The sequence below is a fragment of the Haloferax sulfurifontis genome (assembly GCF_014635105.1).
Lineage (GTDB): Archaea > Halobacteriota > Halobacteria > Halobacteriales > Haloferacaceae > Haloferax > Haloferax denitrificans.
Map to the genome: position 1 here is coordinate 195,520 of NZ_BMCI01000002.1, position 15,979 is coordinate 211,498.

At 68.5% G+C, this 15,979-nt stretch carries 18 protein-coding genes; 4 read left to right on the forward strand and 14 right to left on the reverse strand.

Translation table 11 applies throughout. The features are described from left to right. Window position 1 precedes the first annotated feature (1 nt). The 3 genes from IEV64_RS05370 to IEV64_RS05380 all read right to left on the reverse strand — a co-directional run bounded on the left by IEV64_RS05370 (window position 2) and on the right by IEV64_RS05380 (window position 1,120). A complete protein-coding gene (locus IEV64_RS05370) occupies window positions 2–379 on the reverse strand; it encodes a NifU family protein (protein ID WP_004045112.1) in 378 nt (125 codons plus the stop codon). A 44-nt stretch (window positions 380–423) separates the two neighbouring features. Then, window positions 424–741 carry a DUF5783 family protein gene (locus IEV64_RS05375; RefSeq protein ID WP_004968824.1) on the reverse strand — a complete coding sequence of 106 codons (318 nt, stop codon included), beginning with the start codon at window positions 739–741 and terminating at the stop codon, window positions 424–426. Between the two features lie 157 nt (window positions 742–898). Further along, window positions 899–1,120 (reverse strand): DUF7557 family protein, encoded by a 222-nt coding sequence (locus IEV64_RS05380; RefSeq protein WP_004065778.1) that lies wholly within the window; start codon window positions 1,118–1,120, stop codon window positions 899–901. A gap of 463 nt (window positions 1,121–1,583) precedes the next feature. On the opposite strand from IEV64_RS05380, the gene IEV64_RS05385 reads away from it, so the two are divergent. Together IEV64_RS05385 and ppk2 are read left to right on the forward strand one after the other, a co-directional pair. Further along, on the forward strand, window positions 1,584–2,282 hold the full coding sequence (locus tag IEV64_RS05385; RefSeq protein WP_188423624.1) for a potassium channel family protein: 699 nt from the start codon (window positions 1,584–1,586) through the stop codon (window positions 2,280–2,282). A gap of 71 nt (window positions 2,283–2,353) precedes the next feature. Next, window positions 2,354–3,184, forward strand: a complete 831-nt coding sequence (gene ppk2 / locus IEV64_RS05390; protein ID WP_007275859.1) for a polyphosphate kinase 2 — start codon at window positions 2,354–2,356, stop codon at window positions 3,182–3,184. Here ppk2 and recJ read toward each other — a convergent pair. The 5 genes from recJ to hemC all read right to left on the reverse strand — a co-directional run bounded on the left by recJ (window position 3,181) and on the right by hemC (window position 8,620). After that, entirely contained in the window at window positions 3,181–4,611 is a 1,431-nt protein-coding gene (gene recJ, locus IEV64_RS05395) for a RecJ family nuclease (protein ID WP_007275860.1), read from the reverse strand. The two genes, ppk2 and recJ, sit on opposite strands and share 4 nt — an antisense overlap. A gap of 162 nt (window positions 4,612–4,773) precedes the next feature. Continuing rightward, entirely contained in the window at window positions 4,774–5,967 is a 1,194-nt protein-coding gene (locus IEV64_RS05400) for an MFS transporter (RefSeq protein WP_188423383.1), read from the reverse strand. Between the two features lies 1 nt (window position 5,968). Further along, window positions 5,969–6,712 carry a uroporphyrinogen-III synthase gene (locus tag IEV64_RS05405; RefSeq protein WP_188423384.1) on the reverse strand — a complete coding sequence of 248 codons (744 nt, stop codon included), beginning with the start codon at window positions 6,710–6,712 and terminating at the stop codon, window positions 5,969–5,971. Further along, window positions 6,709–7,545 carry a uroporphyrinogen-III C-methyltransferase gene (gene cobA / locus IEV64_RS05410; RefSeq protein ID WP_188423385.1) on the reverse strand — a complete coding sequence of 279 codons (837 nt, stop codon included), beginning with the start codon at window positions 7,543–7,545 and terminating at the stop codon, window positions 6,709–6,711. Before cobA ends, IEV64_RS05405 begins: the two co-directional genes overlap by 4 nt. A gap of 1 nt (window position 7,546) precedes the next feature. Then, a complete protein-coding gene (hemC, locus tag IEV64_RS05415) occupies window positions 7,547–8,620 on the reverse strand; it encodes a hydroxymethylbilane synthase (protein ID WP_188423625.1) in 1,074 nt (357 codons plus the stop codon). Between the two features lie 124 nt (window positions 8,621–8,744). Between hemC and IEV64_RS05420 the strand changes: the two genes are divergently transcribed. Together IEV64_RS05420 and IEV64_RS05425 are read left to right on the forward strand one after the other, a co-directional pair. Then, entirely contained in the window at window positions 8,745–9,134 is a 390-nt protein-coding gene (locus IEV64_RS05420) for a hypothetical protein (protein WP_007275865.1), read from the forward strand. A 146-nt stretch (window positions 9,135–9,280) separates the two neighbouring features. Further along, the gene (locus IEV64_RS05425) at window positions 9,281–9,466 is read left to right on the forward strand and encodes a hypothetical protein (protein ID WP_188423386.1); all 186 of its coding nucleotides are present in this window, start codon (window positions 9,281–9,283) and stop codon (window positions 9,464–9,466) included. Window positions 9,467–9,500: 34 nt separating this feature from the next. On the opposite strand, the gene hemL is transcribed toward IEV64_RS05425, so the two are convergent. The 6 genes from hemL to IEV64_RS05450 all read right to left on the reverse strand — a co-directional run bounded on the left by hemL (window position 9,501) and on the right by IEV64_RS05450 (window position 15,795). Continuing rightward, a complete protein-coding gene (hemL, locus tag IEV64_RS05430; RefSeq protein WP_089777184.1) occupies window positions 9,501–10,838 on the reverse strand; it encodes a glutamate-1-semialdehyde 2,1-aminomutase in 1,338 nt (445 codons plus the stop codon). A gap of 138 nt (window positions 10,839–10,976) precedes the next feature. Continuing rightward, window positions 10,977–11,684, reverse strand: a complete 708-nt coding sequence (locus IEV64_RS05435; RefSeq protein ID WP_188423387.1) for a CPBP family intramembrane glutamic endopeptidase — start codon at window positions 11,682–11,684, stop codon at window positions 10,977–10,979. Window positions 11,685–11,889: 205 nt separating this feature from the next. Next, window positions 11,890–12,261, reverse strand: a complete 372-nt coding sequence (gene glnK1, locus IEV64_RS19815) for a nitrogen regulatory protein GlnK1 (RefSeq protein WP_229722519.1) — start codon at window positions 12,259–12,261, stop codon at window positions 11,890–11,892. Window positions 12,262–12,264: 3 nt separating this feature from the next. Continuing rightward, entirely contained in the window at window positions 12,265–13,635 is a 1,371-nt protein-coding gene (locus tag IEV64_RS05440; protein WP_229722521.1) for an ammonium transporter, read from the reverse strand. A 379-nt stretch (window positions 13,636–14,014) separates the two neighbouring features. Next, window positions 14,015–14,380, reverse strand: a complete 366-nt coding sequence (gene glnK1, locus IEV64_RS05445; RefSeq protein ID WP_004968839.1) for a nitrogen regulatory protein GlnK1 — start codon at window positions 14,378–14,380, stop codon at window positions 14,015–14,017. Beyond that, on the reverse strand, window positions 14,377–15,795 hold the full coding sequence (locus IEV64_RS05450) for an ammonium transporter (RefSeq protein WP_188423388.1): 1,419 nt from the start codon (window positions 15,793–15,795) through the stop codon (window positions 14,377–14,379). Before IEV64_RS05450 ends, glnK1 (IEV64_RS05445) begins: the two co-directional genes overlap by 4 nt. Between the last annotated feature and the right edge of the window lie 184 nt (window positions 15,796–15,979).

A 15,979-nucleotide genomic window follows, 5' to 3' on the forward strand; every position in this document is an offset into this window, starting at 1 on the left:
GTTAGAACGGAGCCTGCGGGCCCTGGTCGTCCTCGATATCAGTCGTGTCGTCGCTGGTGTCGCCGGGGAACGACGGACTGCCGCCGCGGCTGTCGCCGCCCATGCCGCCGTCGCCGCCCATGCCGGTGTCGGCGTGGACTTCGTTGATCTCGGGAATCTCCTTGACCATGCGGGTCTTGATAGCCTGGATGGTCATCGGGGAGATACCGCACCCAGAGCAAGCGCCGCCGAGGAGAACGGTGACCTCACCGGTCTCGCGGTCGAGGTCGCGGATGGCCGCGCTACCGCCGTGCATCTGGATCTGCGGGAAGTTCCGACGGAGGAAGTTCACGACACGCTCTTTGAGGTCGTCCTCGCCGTCCTGCGTCTCCGTGCTCATGCACGCGGCTTCGAGGTGAACGTGCTTAGGCCTTTGGTTCGGGGTTACGCCTCGACGCCGAAGACCCGCCGGAGCTCGCCTTCTATCTCGTCGACGTAGCGGTCGAGGACGGCTTCCAGCTCGTCGTCGTCGATTTCGACCGCCGTCAGTCGCTCGGCGGGGTTCTCGGGGAGCCGTACGGAGAAGTCGCCGTCCTCGTAGAACGGCTCCGACTCGTTGAGAATCTGCTGGTCGACCCCGTGGATGAGCGACGAGTCGAACTCGTCGTTCATCGTCTCGAAGGCGTTCTTGTACGCGCGCTGGAGTTCGGGGAAGTAGTTGGCGTACTTGTCCTCGAACTTCTCGGGGTCGAAGTCGGTCATACCCGGAGCTTTCGCGCTCCCGGCAAAAAATCGGACGGTTGGTTCGTCGGGATTGGATATTCTGTATAGCAACGTAGCATTTATCGACTGATCGCCCCCGAACGGCGATTCAACTCTCAGGGCGCCTCAAATACGGAAAATCGAGCGACGCGGGGCGTCACTCGATGAGCGGGCTGTCCACGCGCGCGGCGGAGAGTTCGCTCGCCGCGAAGATGGACGCGAGCTCGGTTATCAGTTCGTCGTACGACTCGTCGTCCTCGCGCAGCGCGTCGAGTCGCTCGACGGTTCGACGGTCCAGTTCGACCGTCTCTGTTTGTACCTCCGGTTCGTAGCCGACCGGGTAGTCGTATTCGGCCTCGTTCGAGTTGGCAGTCGCCATCGTTCACCCCACTCCGGCATGCGTGCCGGTGCCATGACATACACAACCATCCGATATGAGGATTTCGCGGATTTCGAGCCGCAGACGGAACGCGAGCGCAGTCGACACTCGGTCGGGCCCTCTCCCATTACCGGCCATGATAAATCACATTCCGCTATATCGAATTGTACCCGACCCCGAATCGGGGAGTCATAGCCAGAATATTGGGTTGTTTAAGGGTGAACGATTTTATGCTTGGTGGGTTTTCGAATACTGACTACATGATCGAATATGCACTCGAACACGAGTCAAATTCATATAGTACTGGAAATATCCGTATTCCTTTGCCGTCAAACACCCCGGTTTCCCGCGATTGCGGGCCGCACGAACCCGACCGGTCGCGCTCTCCCGAGGTGTCCGCACCCCCGTGAACGACCGCCGCATCCTCATCGACGCGCTGGCACACAGGCCGTTGCTCCGACGGATGGTCAGACCGCTCGTCGCCGTCGCGGCGTTCGTCGTCGCCGGCGTCGGCGGGTTCAGCATCCTCGGCGGCGCGAGCCTCGTCGACGCGGCGTTCTGGCTACTCGACCCGACCAGCATCGAACTCCACTACCAGACCCACGAGGGGCCGGCGACGCTCGTCAAGGCGTACGCCATCGTGATTCTCACCGGCCTCATCGGAACCGGGCTGTGGGCCGGCGAGACGTTCGTCTCCGCGGCCTTCGGCGGGCAGATACGCGAGGAACTCGACCAGATGAAACTCCACCGAGAGATTGCGGAACTCGAATCGCACGTAGTCGTCTGCGGCTACGGGACCTTCGGCAAGACGGTCGCGGCGCGGCTCCGCGAGATGGGCCGCGACGTGGTCGTCGTCGAGAGCAAGGAGACGGGGTACCAGCGCGCGCTCGACGCGGACCTGCTCGCGGTCGAAGGCGACGCCCGACGCGAGGACCGACTCGCCGACGCGGGCGTCGAGCGCGCCGCGACGGTCGTCGGCGCGATAGACGACTCCAAGGTGAACATCCAAATCGCCATCGCGGCGAGTCGGCTGTCCCCCGACGCCAAACTCGTCGTCCGCGCCGGCGACCAGATGGACGAGGCGCTCGCGCGTCGCGCCGGAGCCGACGAGGTCGTCGTCCCGGAAATCGTGAGCGGCGAGCAGGTCTGTTCGGGCCTCTGAGTCGCCGCGCCGCCCCCGCTCTCGTCCCTGTCCCCCGTCTGTTATTTGTTCACAGCGCACTCAGTTCGCCTATGTCCACTGACAACCCTCGCTACAACGACGAGGGCGTCCTGAAGAAGAAACAGTACAAACGCGAGTTGAACCGCCTCCAAGAGGAACTGGTGAAACTCCAGTACTGGATAAAGGAACACGACCTGCGGGTTTGTGTCGTCTTCGAGGGGCGCGACGCCGCGGGGAAAGGCGGCGTCATCAAGCGCATCACCCGCCGGCTCAACCCGCGGGTGGCGCGGGTCGTCGCGCTCGGCAAGCCCACGGAGCGCGAACGGGGGCAGTGGTACTTCCAGCGGTACGTCGAACAGCTTCCGACCGAGGGCGAGATGGTGCTTTTCGACCGGAGTTGGTACAACCGCGCGGGCGTCGAGCGGGTGATGGGATTCTGCACCGACGAGGAGTACGAGGAGTTCTTACGGACCTGCCCCGAGTTCGAGCGGATGCTCGTCCGCTCGGGCATCGTCCTCGTCAAGTACTGGTTCTCCATCAGCGACGAGGAGCAGGAACGGCGCTTCCAGAAGCGAAACGAGGACCCGAAGCGCCGCTGGAAGCTCAGCCCGATGGACCTCGAAGCGCGCTCGCGGTGGGCCGACTACTCAGAGGCCAAAGACGCGATGTTCGAACACACCGACATCGACGAGGCCCCGTGGCACGTCGTCAACGCCGACGTGAAGCGCCACGCGCGACTCAACTGCATCTCGCACCTGCTGGACCAAATCGACTACGAGGACCTCACGCCGGACCCGATCGAACTGCCGTCCCGACAGGACGACTCCGGGTACGAGCGCCCGCCAATCGACAGCCAAAACTGGGTTCCCGCGCGGTTCGGGTCGAACCCGGTCGACGACTAATCCGGGTTCTTCGCTAACTGCTCGCCGACGATGCGGTCCGCCTCGGCGATGAACGCCTCGACCTCGCCCTTCGGAATCGTCGCGCCCGCGGCGACGTCGTGGCCGCCGCCGTCGCCGCCGACCGCCCGCGACGCCTCGCGCATGACCGCCGAGAGGTCCAACCCGTCTCGGACCATCACGTACGACCCGCGCGAGGAGACTTTCACCTCGCCCCCTTCCGTGTCGGCGAACGCGAGGACCGGAATCCCGCTTCGGGTCGCGTCGGTGCCGACGGCCATCCCGGCGACGATGCCGACGATGGTCTCGCGTATCTCGTCGCCTGCGTCGAACCACTGGAGGTTGTCCTCGACGCGGACGCCGTGTTCTTTCACCCACTGAAGGCCGTTCGAGAGGTTCTTGCGGTGGTTCCGCAGGAGCCGGCGCGCCCGGTCGAGCGCCGCGTCGCGCTCGCCGAGACAGACCGCCAGCCCCACGTCGGCGCGGTCGTAGCGGGCGGTCGCGTTCAGGAGCGTCGAGAACTCGCTCACGTCGCGGAGTTCGGTCCCCTCTCGCTCCCGAGAGAGCACGTAGGTCGTCCCCACGAGGTCGTCGATGCGGGAGGCGGGCACGCCGCTGGCGATGGCGCGGCGCATCAGGGCGCTGGCGAGCGTCTGGCGCTCGTCGCCGGTGAGGTCGACCCACCGCTTCCACTCGCCGTCGTCGTCGCGGCAGGGCACGTCGAGTTCGGTGAGGAATTCGATGGCCCCGGCCTCGTTGTTCGAGATGCCGGGGATGCGAACGTCGGTCGCGTACTGGAGGAGCTTCGGGAGCGCGCGGGTCTGGCGGCCGTAGATGCGGAGGTCGGTTCCCTCCTCGACGACGCCGGCTTCGACGCCCTCGTCGACGATGCCCGCGTTGGCCCCGCGGAGTTCGCCGTTCGTGTCCTGCATGTCGCCGACCGCGCCGACGACGGCGAGGGCGGCGAGGTCGCGGTTATCTCTCCCCTCGGGTTCGAGCGCCCGCGCGAGGACGTAGCTCGCGCCCGCGCCGGAGAGTTCGCTCGCGCCGTTGAGGCCGAACCGAAGCGGGTTGAGGTGGTGGTCGGTCTCGACGCCCTCGGCGGGCTGGTGGTGGTCGGCGATGACGGGGTGGAAGTCGCCCGCCGCCTCGTGGTCGGCGATGATGTCGAGTTGGCCGCTCCCGAAGTCCGTGAACAGCACGGTGTCGTAGTCGGTCGCCGCGATGTCGGCCACGGCGGCCGCGTCGAGTTGGCGGCAGAACACCGTCTCGAAGGGGATTTCGGCGCGTTCGAGCGCGGTCGAGGCGATGCCGGCGCTCGTCAACCCGTCGGCGTCGATGTGCGAGGCGAGGAGCACCCGGTCGGCGTCGCGGAGGCGGGCCGCGCAGGCCGCCGCGTGCTCTGTGAGTTCGGGGACGGGTCCGTCCATTGGTGTGGTACTCACGCCCTCTCCGGCATAAACGCTGGCAGTTCGGGCACGGAACCCCTTCGTTTCCACTCCAGTTCGACGGCGGACATGTGTCGTCGTTGCCGCGGTTCGGTATAAGAAGGCTCGCCCGCGGCCGCGGACCTGACCGAGCGCGACCGCCGGTCAGATTCGCCGCCTGACGACGAACAGGAGAACGGTCGCGAGCACCGTCGAGCCGGCGACGAGCGCCCAGCCGGCCCCGTAGCCCGTCGACTCCACGACGAAGCCGAAAAGCGGTGGGGCGACGAGGCCGCCGACGTTGAGCGCGGTCTGGCCGCCGGCGGTCGCCGCGCCGATGTCGCCGTCGTCGACGACGCCGCTCAGACAGGAGTAGAAGACGCCGGTCGAGCCGTGGATGGTGAGCCCGAGCGCGACGAAGACGGCGATGGTGAGCGCGAACGAGCCGCCGGCTCCGACGAGGAGGGAAAAGAGCGCGACCGACCCTGCCAGTTGGACGAGCGCGACGGTGGCCGCGCCGCGGGGGCCGCCGAGGCGGTCGGCGAGGCTCCCCGCGCCGATGCGGCCGACGCTTCCGGTCACCTGCGTCGCCGCGAGGACGCCGCCGGCGAGGGCGGGGCCGGTCCCGACCACGTCCTGCACGTAGAGGACGGTGTAGCCGAGCATCGAGAAGATGGACGCGCCGATGAACAGCGCGGCGGCGACGAGCGCGACGTAGGCGCGGTTGCCGCCGAGGCCGGCGAGCCGGGGGCGTTCGAGCCGGCCGGTCCCCGGGTTCCCGCGGTAGCGCGTCGCGAAGAGGAGCGCGTAGCCGGCGGCGAAGACGGCGATGGCCCAGAAGCCGACCTGCCACGCCGCGACGACGGCGACGCCGGTGACGACGAGCGACGACGCCCCGCTCCCGACGGTGACGCCGACCTGCTTCAGCCCCATGGCGAGGTTTTTGCTCCCGGCGGGCGCGGCCGCGACGATGCCGCGGTTCGACGCCGGCATCGCGGTCGAGTAGGCCGCCCCGAGGAGCGCCACCGTCACGAGCAACAGCGCGTACGACGGCGGCGCGAACGTGACGCCGACGAGCGCGACCGACAGCGCCAGCAGGCCGACGACCATCACGGGCTTTTCGCCGTAGCCGTCGACGGCCGCGCCGCTCGGGAACAGAAACACCGTGTAGCCGAGCAGACCGGCGGTCAGGAACAGCCCGACCAGCGACTCGGAGACCGAAAACGCGTCGCGGACGAAGCCGGTCGCCGCGAAGATGGCGTAGTAACAGAGGCTCGCGGCGGTCTGCCAGCCGGCGACCGAACTGACCGCGCGCCACGAGCCGTCTCTCGTCCCGTCTTCCGCCTCGCTTCCCGTCACGTCACTCGTGATACGTCGGCGCGGCGGTCTCGACCGCGGCGACCGCGAGCGCTTCGAACGTCGCCTCGTCGGGGACGACGGTCACGTCGATGCCGTGGGATTCCGCGGTGTCGCGGGTCGGCGGCCCGATTGCGCCGACGACCGCGTCGTTCAGGCCGGCGATTGCCTCCTCGCGGACGCCCCGCTCCGCGGCGGCGTCGAGGAAGTGCTCGACCGTGAGCGACGAGGTGAAGAGGGCGGCTTCGAGGTCGCCGGCGGCGGCCAGCTCGGCCGACTTCCCGGCTCCCTCGGGGCGGACGAGTCGGTACAGCACGGTCTCGTGAACGTCCGCGCCCGCGTCGCGTAGGCCATCTGTGAGGACGGCACTGCCGTGGTCGCTCCGGGCGACTTCGACCGTCGCGCCGTCGACGTCGGACGCGAGGTGGTCGACCAGTCCCGCCGAGGTGTACTCGTCGGGGACGCGATCGACCGTCCAGCCGGCCTCGCGGGCGGCGTCGGCGGTCGCGGGGCCGATACAGCACAGCACCGCGTCGCCCGGTTCCCAGCCGGCCTCGTCGAGGAGTTCGACGCCGGTCTTGCTCGTCAGGACGACGAACGCGCCGGGTTCGGGCGTCGCGCCGGTCGGCTCGATTGCGAGCATCGGGTCGGGGACCGGGGTCGCGCCGAGCGAGTCGAGGAGTTCGACGGCGCGCTCGATGCGGTCGTCGTCGGGGCGGAAGACGGCCGCGCGGACCTGCTGGCTCATTCGTCGCCTCCCGAACCTCCGGCGGTCGCGTCGGCCTCGGCGACGGCGTCCGCGCCGCCGCCCTGTAGGAACTGCTTCACGCGGTCGCGGGTTGCGGCGACCTCACCGATGACGGTGATTGCGGGCGGCTCGATGTCGGCCTCGTCGCGCACGTCGACGATGGTGTCGAGCGTGCCGGTGGCGACGCGCATGTCGGGCCACGTCGCCCGCTCGATGAGGGCGACGGGCGTGTCGCCGTCCACGCCCGCCTCGCGGAGTTCGGCGGTGTACAGCGGAAGCTTGCCGACGCCCATGAGGACGACGAGCGTCCCGCCGGTCGCGGCGAGCGCGTCCCAGTCCACCGCGGACTCGTCTTTCGTCGGGTCCTCGTGGCCGGTGACGAACGACACCGACGAGACGTGGTCGCGGTGGGTGACGGGGATGCCCGCCGAACCGGGGCCGGCGACCGCCGAGGTGATACCCGGCACGACCTCGAAGGGAATCCCGTTGTCGGCGAGGTGCTCCATCTCCTCGCCGCCGCGGCCGAAGACGAACGGGTCGCCGCCCTTCAGGCGCACCACGTCGTTGCCCTCGCGGGCGAGTTCGACCAGTCGGTTGTTCGTGTACTCCTGTGGGGTCCACTCGCCGCCGGCGCGCTTGCCCACGTCCTCGCGCTTCTCGGCCGGAATCATCCCGAGAATCTCCGGGCCGGGGAGCTTGTCGTGGAGCACCACGTCCGCCTCGTCGATGAGGCGGGCGGCCTTCATCGTCAGCAGTTCCGGGTCGCCCGGGCCGCTCCCGACGAGGTGGACCGTGCCGACGCCGTTTCCGTCGGCCGCGTCGTCGGCCGTCATCTCACTCCTCGGCCTCCTTGCGGGCGGCCTCGACTAACTGACCCGCACCGCGGTCGCGGAGCGCCGCCGCGAACTCGCGGGCGGCGTGGGCGTGGTTGCCGACGGGGAGGTCCCGCGAGGTCTTGATGGACTCCGAGCCGTCGGTCGAAAGCACCTGCACGTCGACGTGGACGTGTTCGCCCTGCAGGAGGGCGTGGACGCCGACCGGGGCGATACAGCCGCCGCCGAGTTCGGCGAGGATGGTCCGCTCGACGGTCGTCTCGACGCGGGTCCGCGGGTGGTCGAGTTTGTCGCGGATGAGGTCGATGACCTCGGCGTCCGCGGCGGTCACGGCGATGGCTCCCTGTCCGGGCGCGGGGACGAACGTCGTCCGCGGCAGGCGCTCGTAGTTCACTTTCTCGGTGAGCCCGCTTCGCTTGAGCCCCGCCTCGGCGAGGACGATGGCGTCGTACTCGGTTTCGACCTTCCGGCCGAGCGCCTGCCGTTCGAGCTCGGTGAGGCCCTCGAACCACTCGTCGGCGGTCTCGTCGAACGCCTCGTCGTGGTCGGTCTTTCCCTTCTTTTCCTGCCGCTCTTTGTCGTTTTCGACGCGGGCCTCGTGTTCGCGCTGGAGGTGCGTCGCCAGGAGTTTCTCGATGCGGGTGTCGACGTTGCCGCGGAGCGGTTCGACTTCGAGGTCCTCGCGGTAGTTCAGCAGTTGGGCCTGTCGGCGGAGCGACGACGTGCCGACGACGGCCCCCTCCGGGAGGTCGTCGATGTCGTGGCCCTCGGCCGTCACGAGCACGTCGCCGGCCGGCGCGCGCTCGGGAACGCCCGCGACGACGAGGTCGGCGGGCTTCTCGGTCGGCATGTCCTTCATCGAGTGGACCGCGGCGTCGACCTCGCCGTCGAGGACGCGCTCGTCGAGCGCGCGGACGAACGCGCCGGTCTTGCCCAGTCGGTGGATGAGCTCGTCCTGAATCCGGTCGCCCGTGGTCTCGACTTCGACGAGTTCGACGTCGAGTCGGCGGCTCGCGAGCGCCCCCTGCACGCTCGCGGCCTGTGCGCGAGCGAGCGCCGACCCTCGCGTCGCCAAGCGAAGTGTTGTAGTCATACGGGTCAGTCCGGCCCCCGCGTTGAAAAGCCCACCAGTTCGCTCCCGCGCGCCGGGTCGAACCCGAACGGAAGACCGATACGGTCCCCGCGCGACGACCCGGACGATGCCCGCCTTCGATTCGGCCGTCCGGCAGGTCGGCGACCTCGTCGTCGTCGCGCTCCTCCTGTTCGGCCTGACCTCGGTCGTCGCGCCCCTCGACGTGTTCCTCTCGTCGGTCGGCGTCGAACCACCGTGGTTCGCCGGCCTCGCCGCGGCGGCACTCGTCGGTCTCGTTCTCCTCCTCGCGCGCCCGCTTCGCCTCCGCCTCGTCGCCCGCGTCTGGGGCGTCGGCCTCGTCGTGACCGCGCTCTGGATTCCGCTGTTGATTCTCCTCGAACTCCGGGGGAACCCGGTCGGCGTCCTCGTCTCGTGGGCGGTCTGTCTCGGCGTCGGCGTCGCCCTGACCTACCCGCCGCTGTGGCGGGCGGCCGAGGCGCGACTCCGGGTCGAGTGAGCCGGGTCCGCGTCGGGGTCACGTCGGGGTCGCGTCGGGGTCGCATCGGCTTGCATTTGCGCGAGCGAACGCCGGTCGCGCGGGCCGGCTCGCCCCGTCGCTCGGCGTGCCGAACGGTTTTCGGTCTCCGCGGCGACGACTCGAACGTGAACAGGTCCCTCCACCCCGCGCTCGTCTTCGGCGTCGCGTTCGTCGTCGCGCTCCCGCTCGGATTCATCTTCGCGCCGGACCCGACCGGCGTCGCCCCGCTTTTCCTCACCGCCGGACTGACCGTCGTCATCGGACTCCCGGCGTACCTCGGACTCTCTCGGGCGACCGGACCGGAATCGTGAAAAAAGCGCGCGGCCGGTGAATCGTCGATTCGGGTTATAGCGCCGCTTTGTACGCTTCCAGCGTCTCCTCGATGTCCTCGTCGGTGTGGGCGTAGGAGACGAACTGCGACTCGAACTGGTTCGCCGTGAGGAACACGCCGTGGTCTTTCATCTCCTGCCAGAAGACGCGCTCCCAGCGGTCGGTCTCGGCGTTCGACACGTCCGCGCCGGTCTTCGGACAGGCGTCGTAATTGGGACACGACTCGACCTGCGCACAGCCGTCGGCGCAGGCGTCGGCGCGCTCGGCCGCGCCGTGGCGCGTGAACACCGTCTTGAACATCGAGTCCGTGCCGACGACGGTGTACTCGGGGGCCTGGTCTTCGAGGATGTCGGTGATGCCCGCCCGAAGCTTCTCGCCGAGGCGGTTGACGTGCCCGTACACGTCGTTTTCGGCGGCGTACTTCAGGTACTCGTGGCCCGCGGCCATCGTCACCGGGTGGCCCGAGAAGGTGCCCGACTGGAACACGTCGCCGCCGGGGGTGAACTGCTCGACGAGTTCGGCCTTCCCGCCGACCGCGCCGACGGGGAAGCCGCCGCCGATAATCTTCCCGAACGTCGTGAGGTCGGGCGTGACGCCGAACTTGCCCTGCGCGCACTGGAGGCCGCCGACGCGGAAGCCGGTGATGACCTCGTCGAAGATGAGGAGCGCGCCGTGGTCCTCGGTCACGTCGCGGAGGGCTTCGAGGTAGCCGTCGACGGGGTGAACGATGCCCGTGTTCGCCAGAATCGGCTCGGTCAGCACCGCGGCGATGTCCTCGCCGTGTTCCTCGAACACCTCGCGGACCGTCTCCTCGTCGTTGAAGGGGACGGGGATGGTGTGGTCGGCGAACGACGAGGGGATGCCGGGCGTCGAGGGCTTCGCGCCGCCGGGGCCGCCCTCGACGAGCGTGGACTCCTGTGCGCCGTGGTAGCCGCCCTGCATGACGACGATTTTGTCGCGGCCGGTGACGCCGCGGGCGAGGCGGACCGCCGAGACGGTCGCCTCCGTGCCGGAGTTGACGAACCGGAGCATCTCGACGGAGGGGACGTGCCGCGCGACGAACTCGGCGTGTTCGACCTCGATTTCGGTCGGCGCGCCGTACATCGGCCCGGCGGCGGCGTGCTTCTGGACAGCCGACTGGACGGGCTCTGGCGCGTCGTGGCCGTAGAGGAGCGGCCCGTAGCCCATCACGTAGTCGACGTAGCGGTTCCCGTCGGCGTCGATGACGTGCGCGCCGTCGCCGCGCTCGACGAAGAACGGGTACGGTTGCGTCGCCCGGACCGAGGAGTTCACGCCGCCCGCGAGCACGGACAGCGCGCGGTCGTACAGCGCCCTTGACTCGTCGTGGTTCATGCGCGGCGGTTCGGCCGCTCGCGGGAAAGACCTTACTGGGCCGGCCGCACCTGCCACCGGCGAACCACCGGACGGGGAGACGCCCGCTCGACTGGAACTCGGGACCGTGGCGACCTCTCGGCTCGCTCCGGCGGCGACCTATCGGGCCGTCCCGTCGGCGGCGGCGTCAGCGCCCTCGGCGTCGCCGGCGTCCTCGACCGACCCGGCCAACAGCAGACCGACCGCGTCGTTGAGCGCGTGGATGCAGACGAGCGCCACCACGTCGCGCACGAGGAGATACATGACCGTCGTCAGGAGCGCGGGGACGGCGATTCTGGCGACCGCGCCGCGCTCCCAGCCGACGGCGTGGCTCGCGGTGAACGCGGCGAACGAGACGCCGCCCGCGAGAAGCGGGCTACCGGTGAGTTCGAGCAGGCGCTCGATAGCGTAGCCGTGGAACAGCACCTCCTCCGTAATCCCGGCGGTCCCGGCCACGAACAGCCGGTGTCTGACCGACAGCGAGGCCAGTCCGGTCATCCCCTCGTCGAGACCGCCCACGCCGAGTCGGTCGAAGACGGGCGTCGTCACCGCGTTCGCGACGAAGAGGACGAAGACGCCGCCGCCGACCACCGCCACGAACGCGAGGGGGGCAAGCGAGCGGCCGGTCATCGACGACAGCGGCCGCCCCTCGACGACGAGGACGTAACCGCACAGGAGGGCGAAGACGGCCCACTTGTTCGCGTCGCTGACGAGGAGGTCGGCGCGGAGGCCGTCGGGTTCGGCGAGGTACCGGTCGGCGAGCAGGCCGACGGCGGCCATCCCGAACAGCGCGACGGCGAGTCCGCCGAGGACCGCGACAGTCACCACGTGGAGCCACCGCTCATCGTCACGACGCTCGGTGCGGAGCGGAAAAACGGTTTCGCGTGGGGTCGGCGCTCGGCCCGCGAGGGGCCGCGGGTATCTTCGACCGAGGGAGGACGACCGCGACCGACGACGAGAGACCGGGACGACCGCGACCGACGACGAGAGACCGGGACGACCGCGACCGACGACGAGAGAACGGCCGCGAGATTCAGACGGCGTCGCGTCCGGTCTTGCCGGTGCGGACCTGAACCGCGCTCTCGACGGGGAGGGTGAACACCTTCCCGTCGCCTTTCTCGCCCGTGTGGGCGGCGTCGGCGATGGCCTCGACCACGTCGTCGGCGGGGATGTCGGCGACGACGCACTCGATTTTGACCTTCTGGTGGAGGTCGACGGTGTACTCCTCGCCGCGCCACTGGCTCTTTTTCGCGGGCTGAGAGCCGCGGCCGGAGACGTTGGTAACGGTGAGCGACGGCGCGCCGATTTCGGCGAGCGCGGTCTTCACGTCGGAGAGCTTGTCGGGGCGGATGACGGCCATCACGAGTTTGATGTCGCCGTCGTTCGGCAGGTCGGAATCACTCATGGGTTAGTCCTCCCGGCCCGTCGTCATGAATCCATCCCCGCTCGGGACGCCGGAGCCGTCGGTGCGGATGCCGGTGTCGGCGTCGGGCGAACCGAACTCGGGGTAGGTGTCGACGCCGTGTTCGGCGGTGTCGAGGCCCTCGCGCTCGTGGTCGGAGGAGACGCGGACCTGTCCGACGGCGCGGAAGCCGCCGAAGACGGCCGCGGTGGCGACGAACGTCCAGATGGCGATGACGGCCACGCCGATGACCTGCGGGACGGCCAGCGAGACGAACGACGCGCCGTCGTGCCACAGCGGGACGGCGAACACCGGGTAGAGGAGCGTCCCGAGGACGCCCGCGGAGCCGTGGACGGGGAAGACCGCACACACGTCGTCGATTTGGAGGCGCTTTTCGACGAACTCGAAGACGACCGGGAGCTGTGCGCCGGCGAGGAGGCCGACGACCAGCGCGCCCGGCCAGACGATGTCGTTCGCGATGGCGGTAATGCCGACGAGGCCGGCGAGGACGCCGTTGGCGACGTAGAGCGTGTCGACCTTGCCGGTCTTGTACATGGCGACGCCGCCCGCGCCGATTGCGCCGGCGGCCATGCCGAGGGTCGTCACGAGGGCGACGCGGCCGACGTAGGCGAAGGAGCCGAGCGAGACCCCGCCGTCGGCGTACGCCAGCGGCGCGGCGGCGGTGCCGACGTTGAAGCCGTACCAGCCGAACGCGAGGATGAGCGTGCCGAGGACAGCGAACGTGATGGAGTGGCCGGGGATGACGTTCGCGGTGCCGTCGGGCTTGAAGCGGTCCATGCGCGGGCCGATAATCCACGCCGCGGTGAGGCCGGCGATGCCGCCCATGCCGTGGACGATCATGCCGCCGGCGAAGTCGTGGAAGCCGAGGGCGGAGAGGAAGCCGCCGCCCCACGTGAAGCCGACGACGACGGGGTAGATGACGCCCGCGATGAGGATGGTGTACGTGAGGTACGCGCGGAGTCGGGCGCGGCCCGCCACGGCACCCGAGACGATGGTGGCGGCGGTCATGGCGAAGACGGCTCCGAACAGCCAGTCGACCCACGCCGTCGTCGCCGACGCCTCGGGCGCGTAGAGGCTCATGAACGCCCCGGAAATCGTCGTCGCGGGGCCGCCGGTGAAGGCGGCGACGATGGACGACACGGCCGCGCCGAGCAGGAAGAACACGATGACGCCGATACTCCACGTCAGCAGGTTCTTGGTCAGTTGGTTGGCGACGTTCTTCGCGCGGACCTGCCCGGCTTCGAGCATGGCGAAGCCGGCGTGCATGAAGAAGATGAGGAACGTGACCGTGAGGACCCACACGAGGTTTACGCCCTCGACGACCGAGGCGAGGTCGGTCTGCAGGGGTGTCAACATACGATGCCTCCGGCGAGCGGTTCGAGCTGGGGAGTTGGACAGTCGTTCATATTGGTGCTCGATTCGCGACCGAATGTCTCGCGAACCATGGGAGATGCTATCTACAGACGTTCATATAACGGTTCGCGTTGACAAACGTCTACAAAAAGGCCCTCTGAGAGACGTATGTCCGATATAAGATGGAGTATGTCTTGTATAAGGACGTAAGGTTGGCACTCTGTGGACAAATGTTGCCACGCAATCCTACGAACGTAGTGTCGGAAAAGTAATTAAAACGACGCGGGGCGTTCGTCGAACCCCGGTCGAGTGCGCACTCGCGCGGACCGCGGCGAGAGCGGCGAAAGGAGACTTCGAGTCGGTTTCGGCCGAGGGTGCGCGCTCAGACCGCCGGCTTGCCCTCCTTGCCGGTGCGGACTTGGACCGCGCTCTCGACGGGGAGGACGAATATCTTCCCGTCGCCTTTCTCGCCCGTGTGGGCGGCGTCGGCGATGGCCTCGACCACGTCGTCGGCGGGGATGTCGGCGACGACGCACTCGACTTTGACCTTCTGGTGGAGGTCGACTGTGTACTCCTCGCCGCGCCACTGGCCCTTCTTGGCGGGCTGGGAGCCGCGGCCGGAGACGTTAGTGACGGTGAGCGACGGCGCGCCCGCCTCGGCGAGCGAGGTCTTCACGTCCGAGAGCTTGTCGGGGCGGATGATGGCCATCACCATCTTGATGCCCTGTTCGTCGGCCTCGTCGCTCATTGGCTGTCACCTCCGTTGGCTTCGACGGTCTCGTCTTTCACGACGCCACCGTCGGTGCGCACGTCGCTCCCGCCGTCGGTCGCCGTGGGCGAGCCGAGCGCGCCGTCGGGACCGGCGTCGCCGACGAATTCGGGGTAGACCGAGACGCCGTGTTCGCCGGCGTCGAGGCCCTCTTCTTCCTCTTCTTCCGAGACGCGGAGGCCGAAGACGGCGTCCGCGATGGCGAAGACGATGGCCGAGGCGATGATGGTCCACGCGGCGATGACGACCACGCCGACGACCTGCATCACGAGCTGGGTGCCGGAGAAGCCGCTAACCGCGAAGACCGGGATGAGCGCCGTGCCGACCGCGCCCGCGACGCCGTGGACGGCGAAGACGCCACACACGTCGTCGATCTTGAGCGAGTCGACGGTCCAGCGGTACGCCGGCAGGACGATTGCGCCGCCGAGCGCGCCGAGGATGAGGCCGCCCCACCACGTGACGTGGGGGACCGCGCCGGTGACTGCGACGAGGCCGGCGAGCAGGCCGTTCGCCATCCAGAGGGGGTCGGGCTTGCCCTGGTAGCTCGTCGAGACGATCATCGCGGCGACCGCGCCGGCGCCCATGCCGAGGGTCGTCACGAGGGCGACGCGACCGAGCGCGGCACCCATGAACTCCAGACCGCCGCTTTCGGTGGTCGCGAGGACGGTCGCCTGCGTGCCGACGTTGAAGCCGTACCAGCCGAACGCGAGGATGAGCGTGCCGAGGACGGCGAGCAACATCGAGTGGCCCGGGATGGGCTGGCTGTTGCCGTTCGCGTCGAAGCGGCCCTTACGCGGGCCGACCATCTTCGCGCCGACGAGACCGGCGACGCCGCCGCACATGTGGACGACGGTCGCACCGGCGAAGTCAAGGTAGCCGACGCCGAGGGCGGCACCGATGTAGCCGCTCCCCGAGAGGAGGCCACCGGACCACGTCAGGCCCTGCACGACGGGGTAGATGATACCCGTGATGGTCGCCGCGAAGACGATGTACGCGCGGAAGTCCATGCGCTCTGCGACCGCGCCGGAGACGATGGTGGCGGCGGTCATGGCGAAGACGGCCCCGAAGAGCCAGTCAATCCACGCGCCGGAGTCGCCGATGTACGAGAACGCGGCGGCGACGTCGAAGCCGCCGGACGACGTGAGGCCGCCGACGATTGTCGCGACCCCCGCGCCGACGAGGAAGTAGACGAGCACGCCGAGCGCCCAGTCGGTCATGTTCTTCATCAGCACGTTGCCCACGTTCTTCGCGCGTACCTGCCCTGCCTCTAAGAGCGCGAAGCCCGGTTGCATGAAGAAGATGAGGAACGAGACGACGAGGATCCAGACGTAGTTGACCCCCTGCGCGATAACGCTCGGGTCGACCTGGAGCGGTATCACGACTGACCACCCCATGCGGTCTCCGGTGACCGTTCAGTTACTTTTTCTCCGTATCCGTGTGGATTCTGGTGCTTCATCACGGTTCGACTTCATGGTGAGTCAGTACATAAAGTGTGGGGTTGGTTTTGTCAAATTCAGCAAGGCGTAATACCACAACTGCACAAAATAGGCTAGAATATTACGCATATAAGGTTGTATA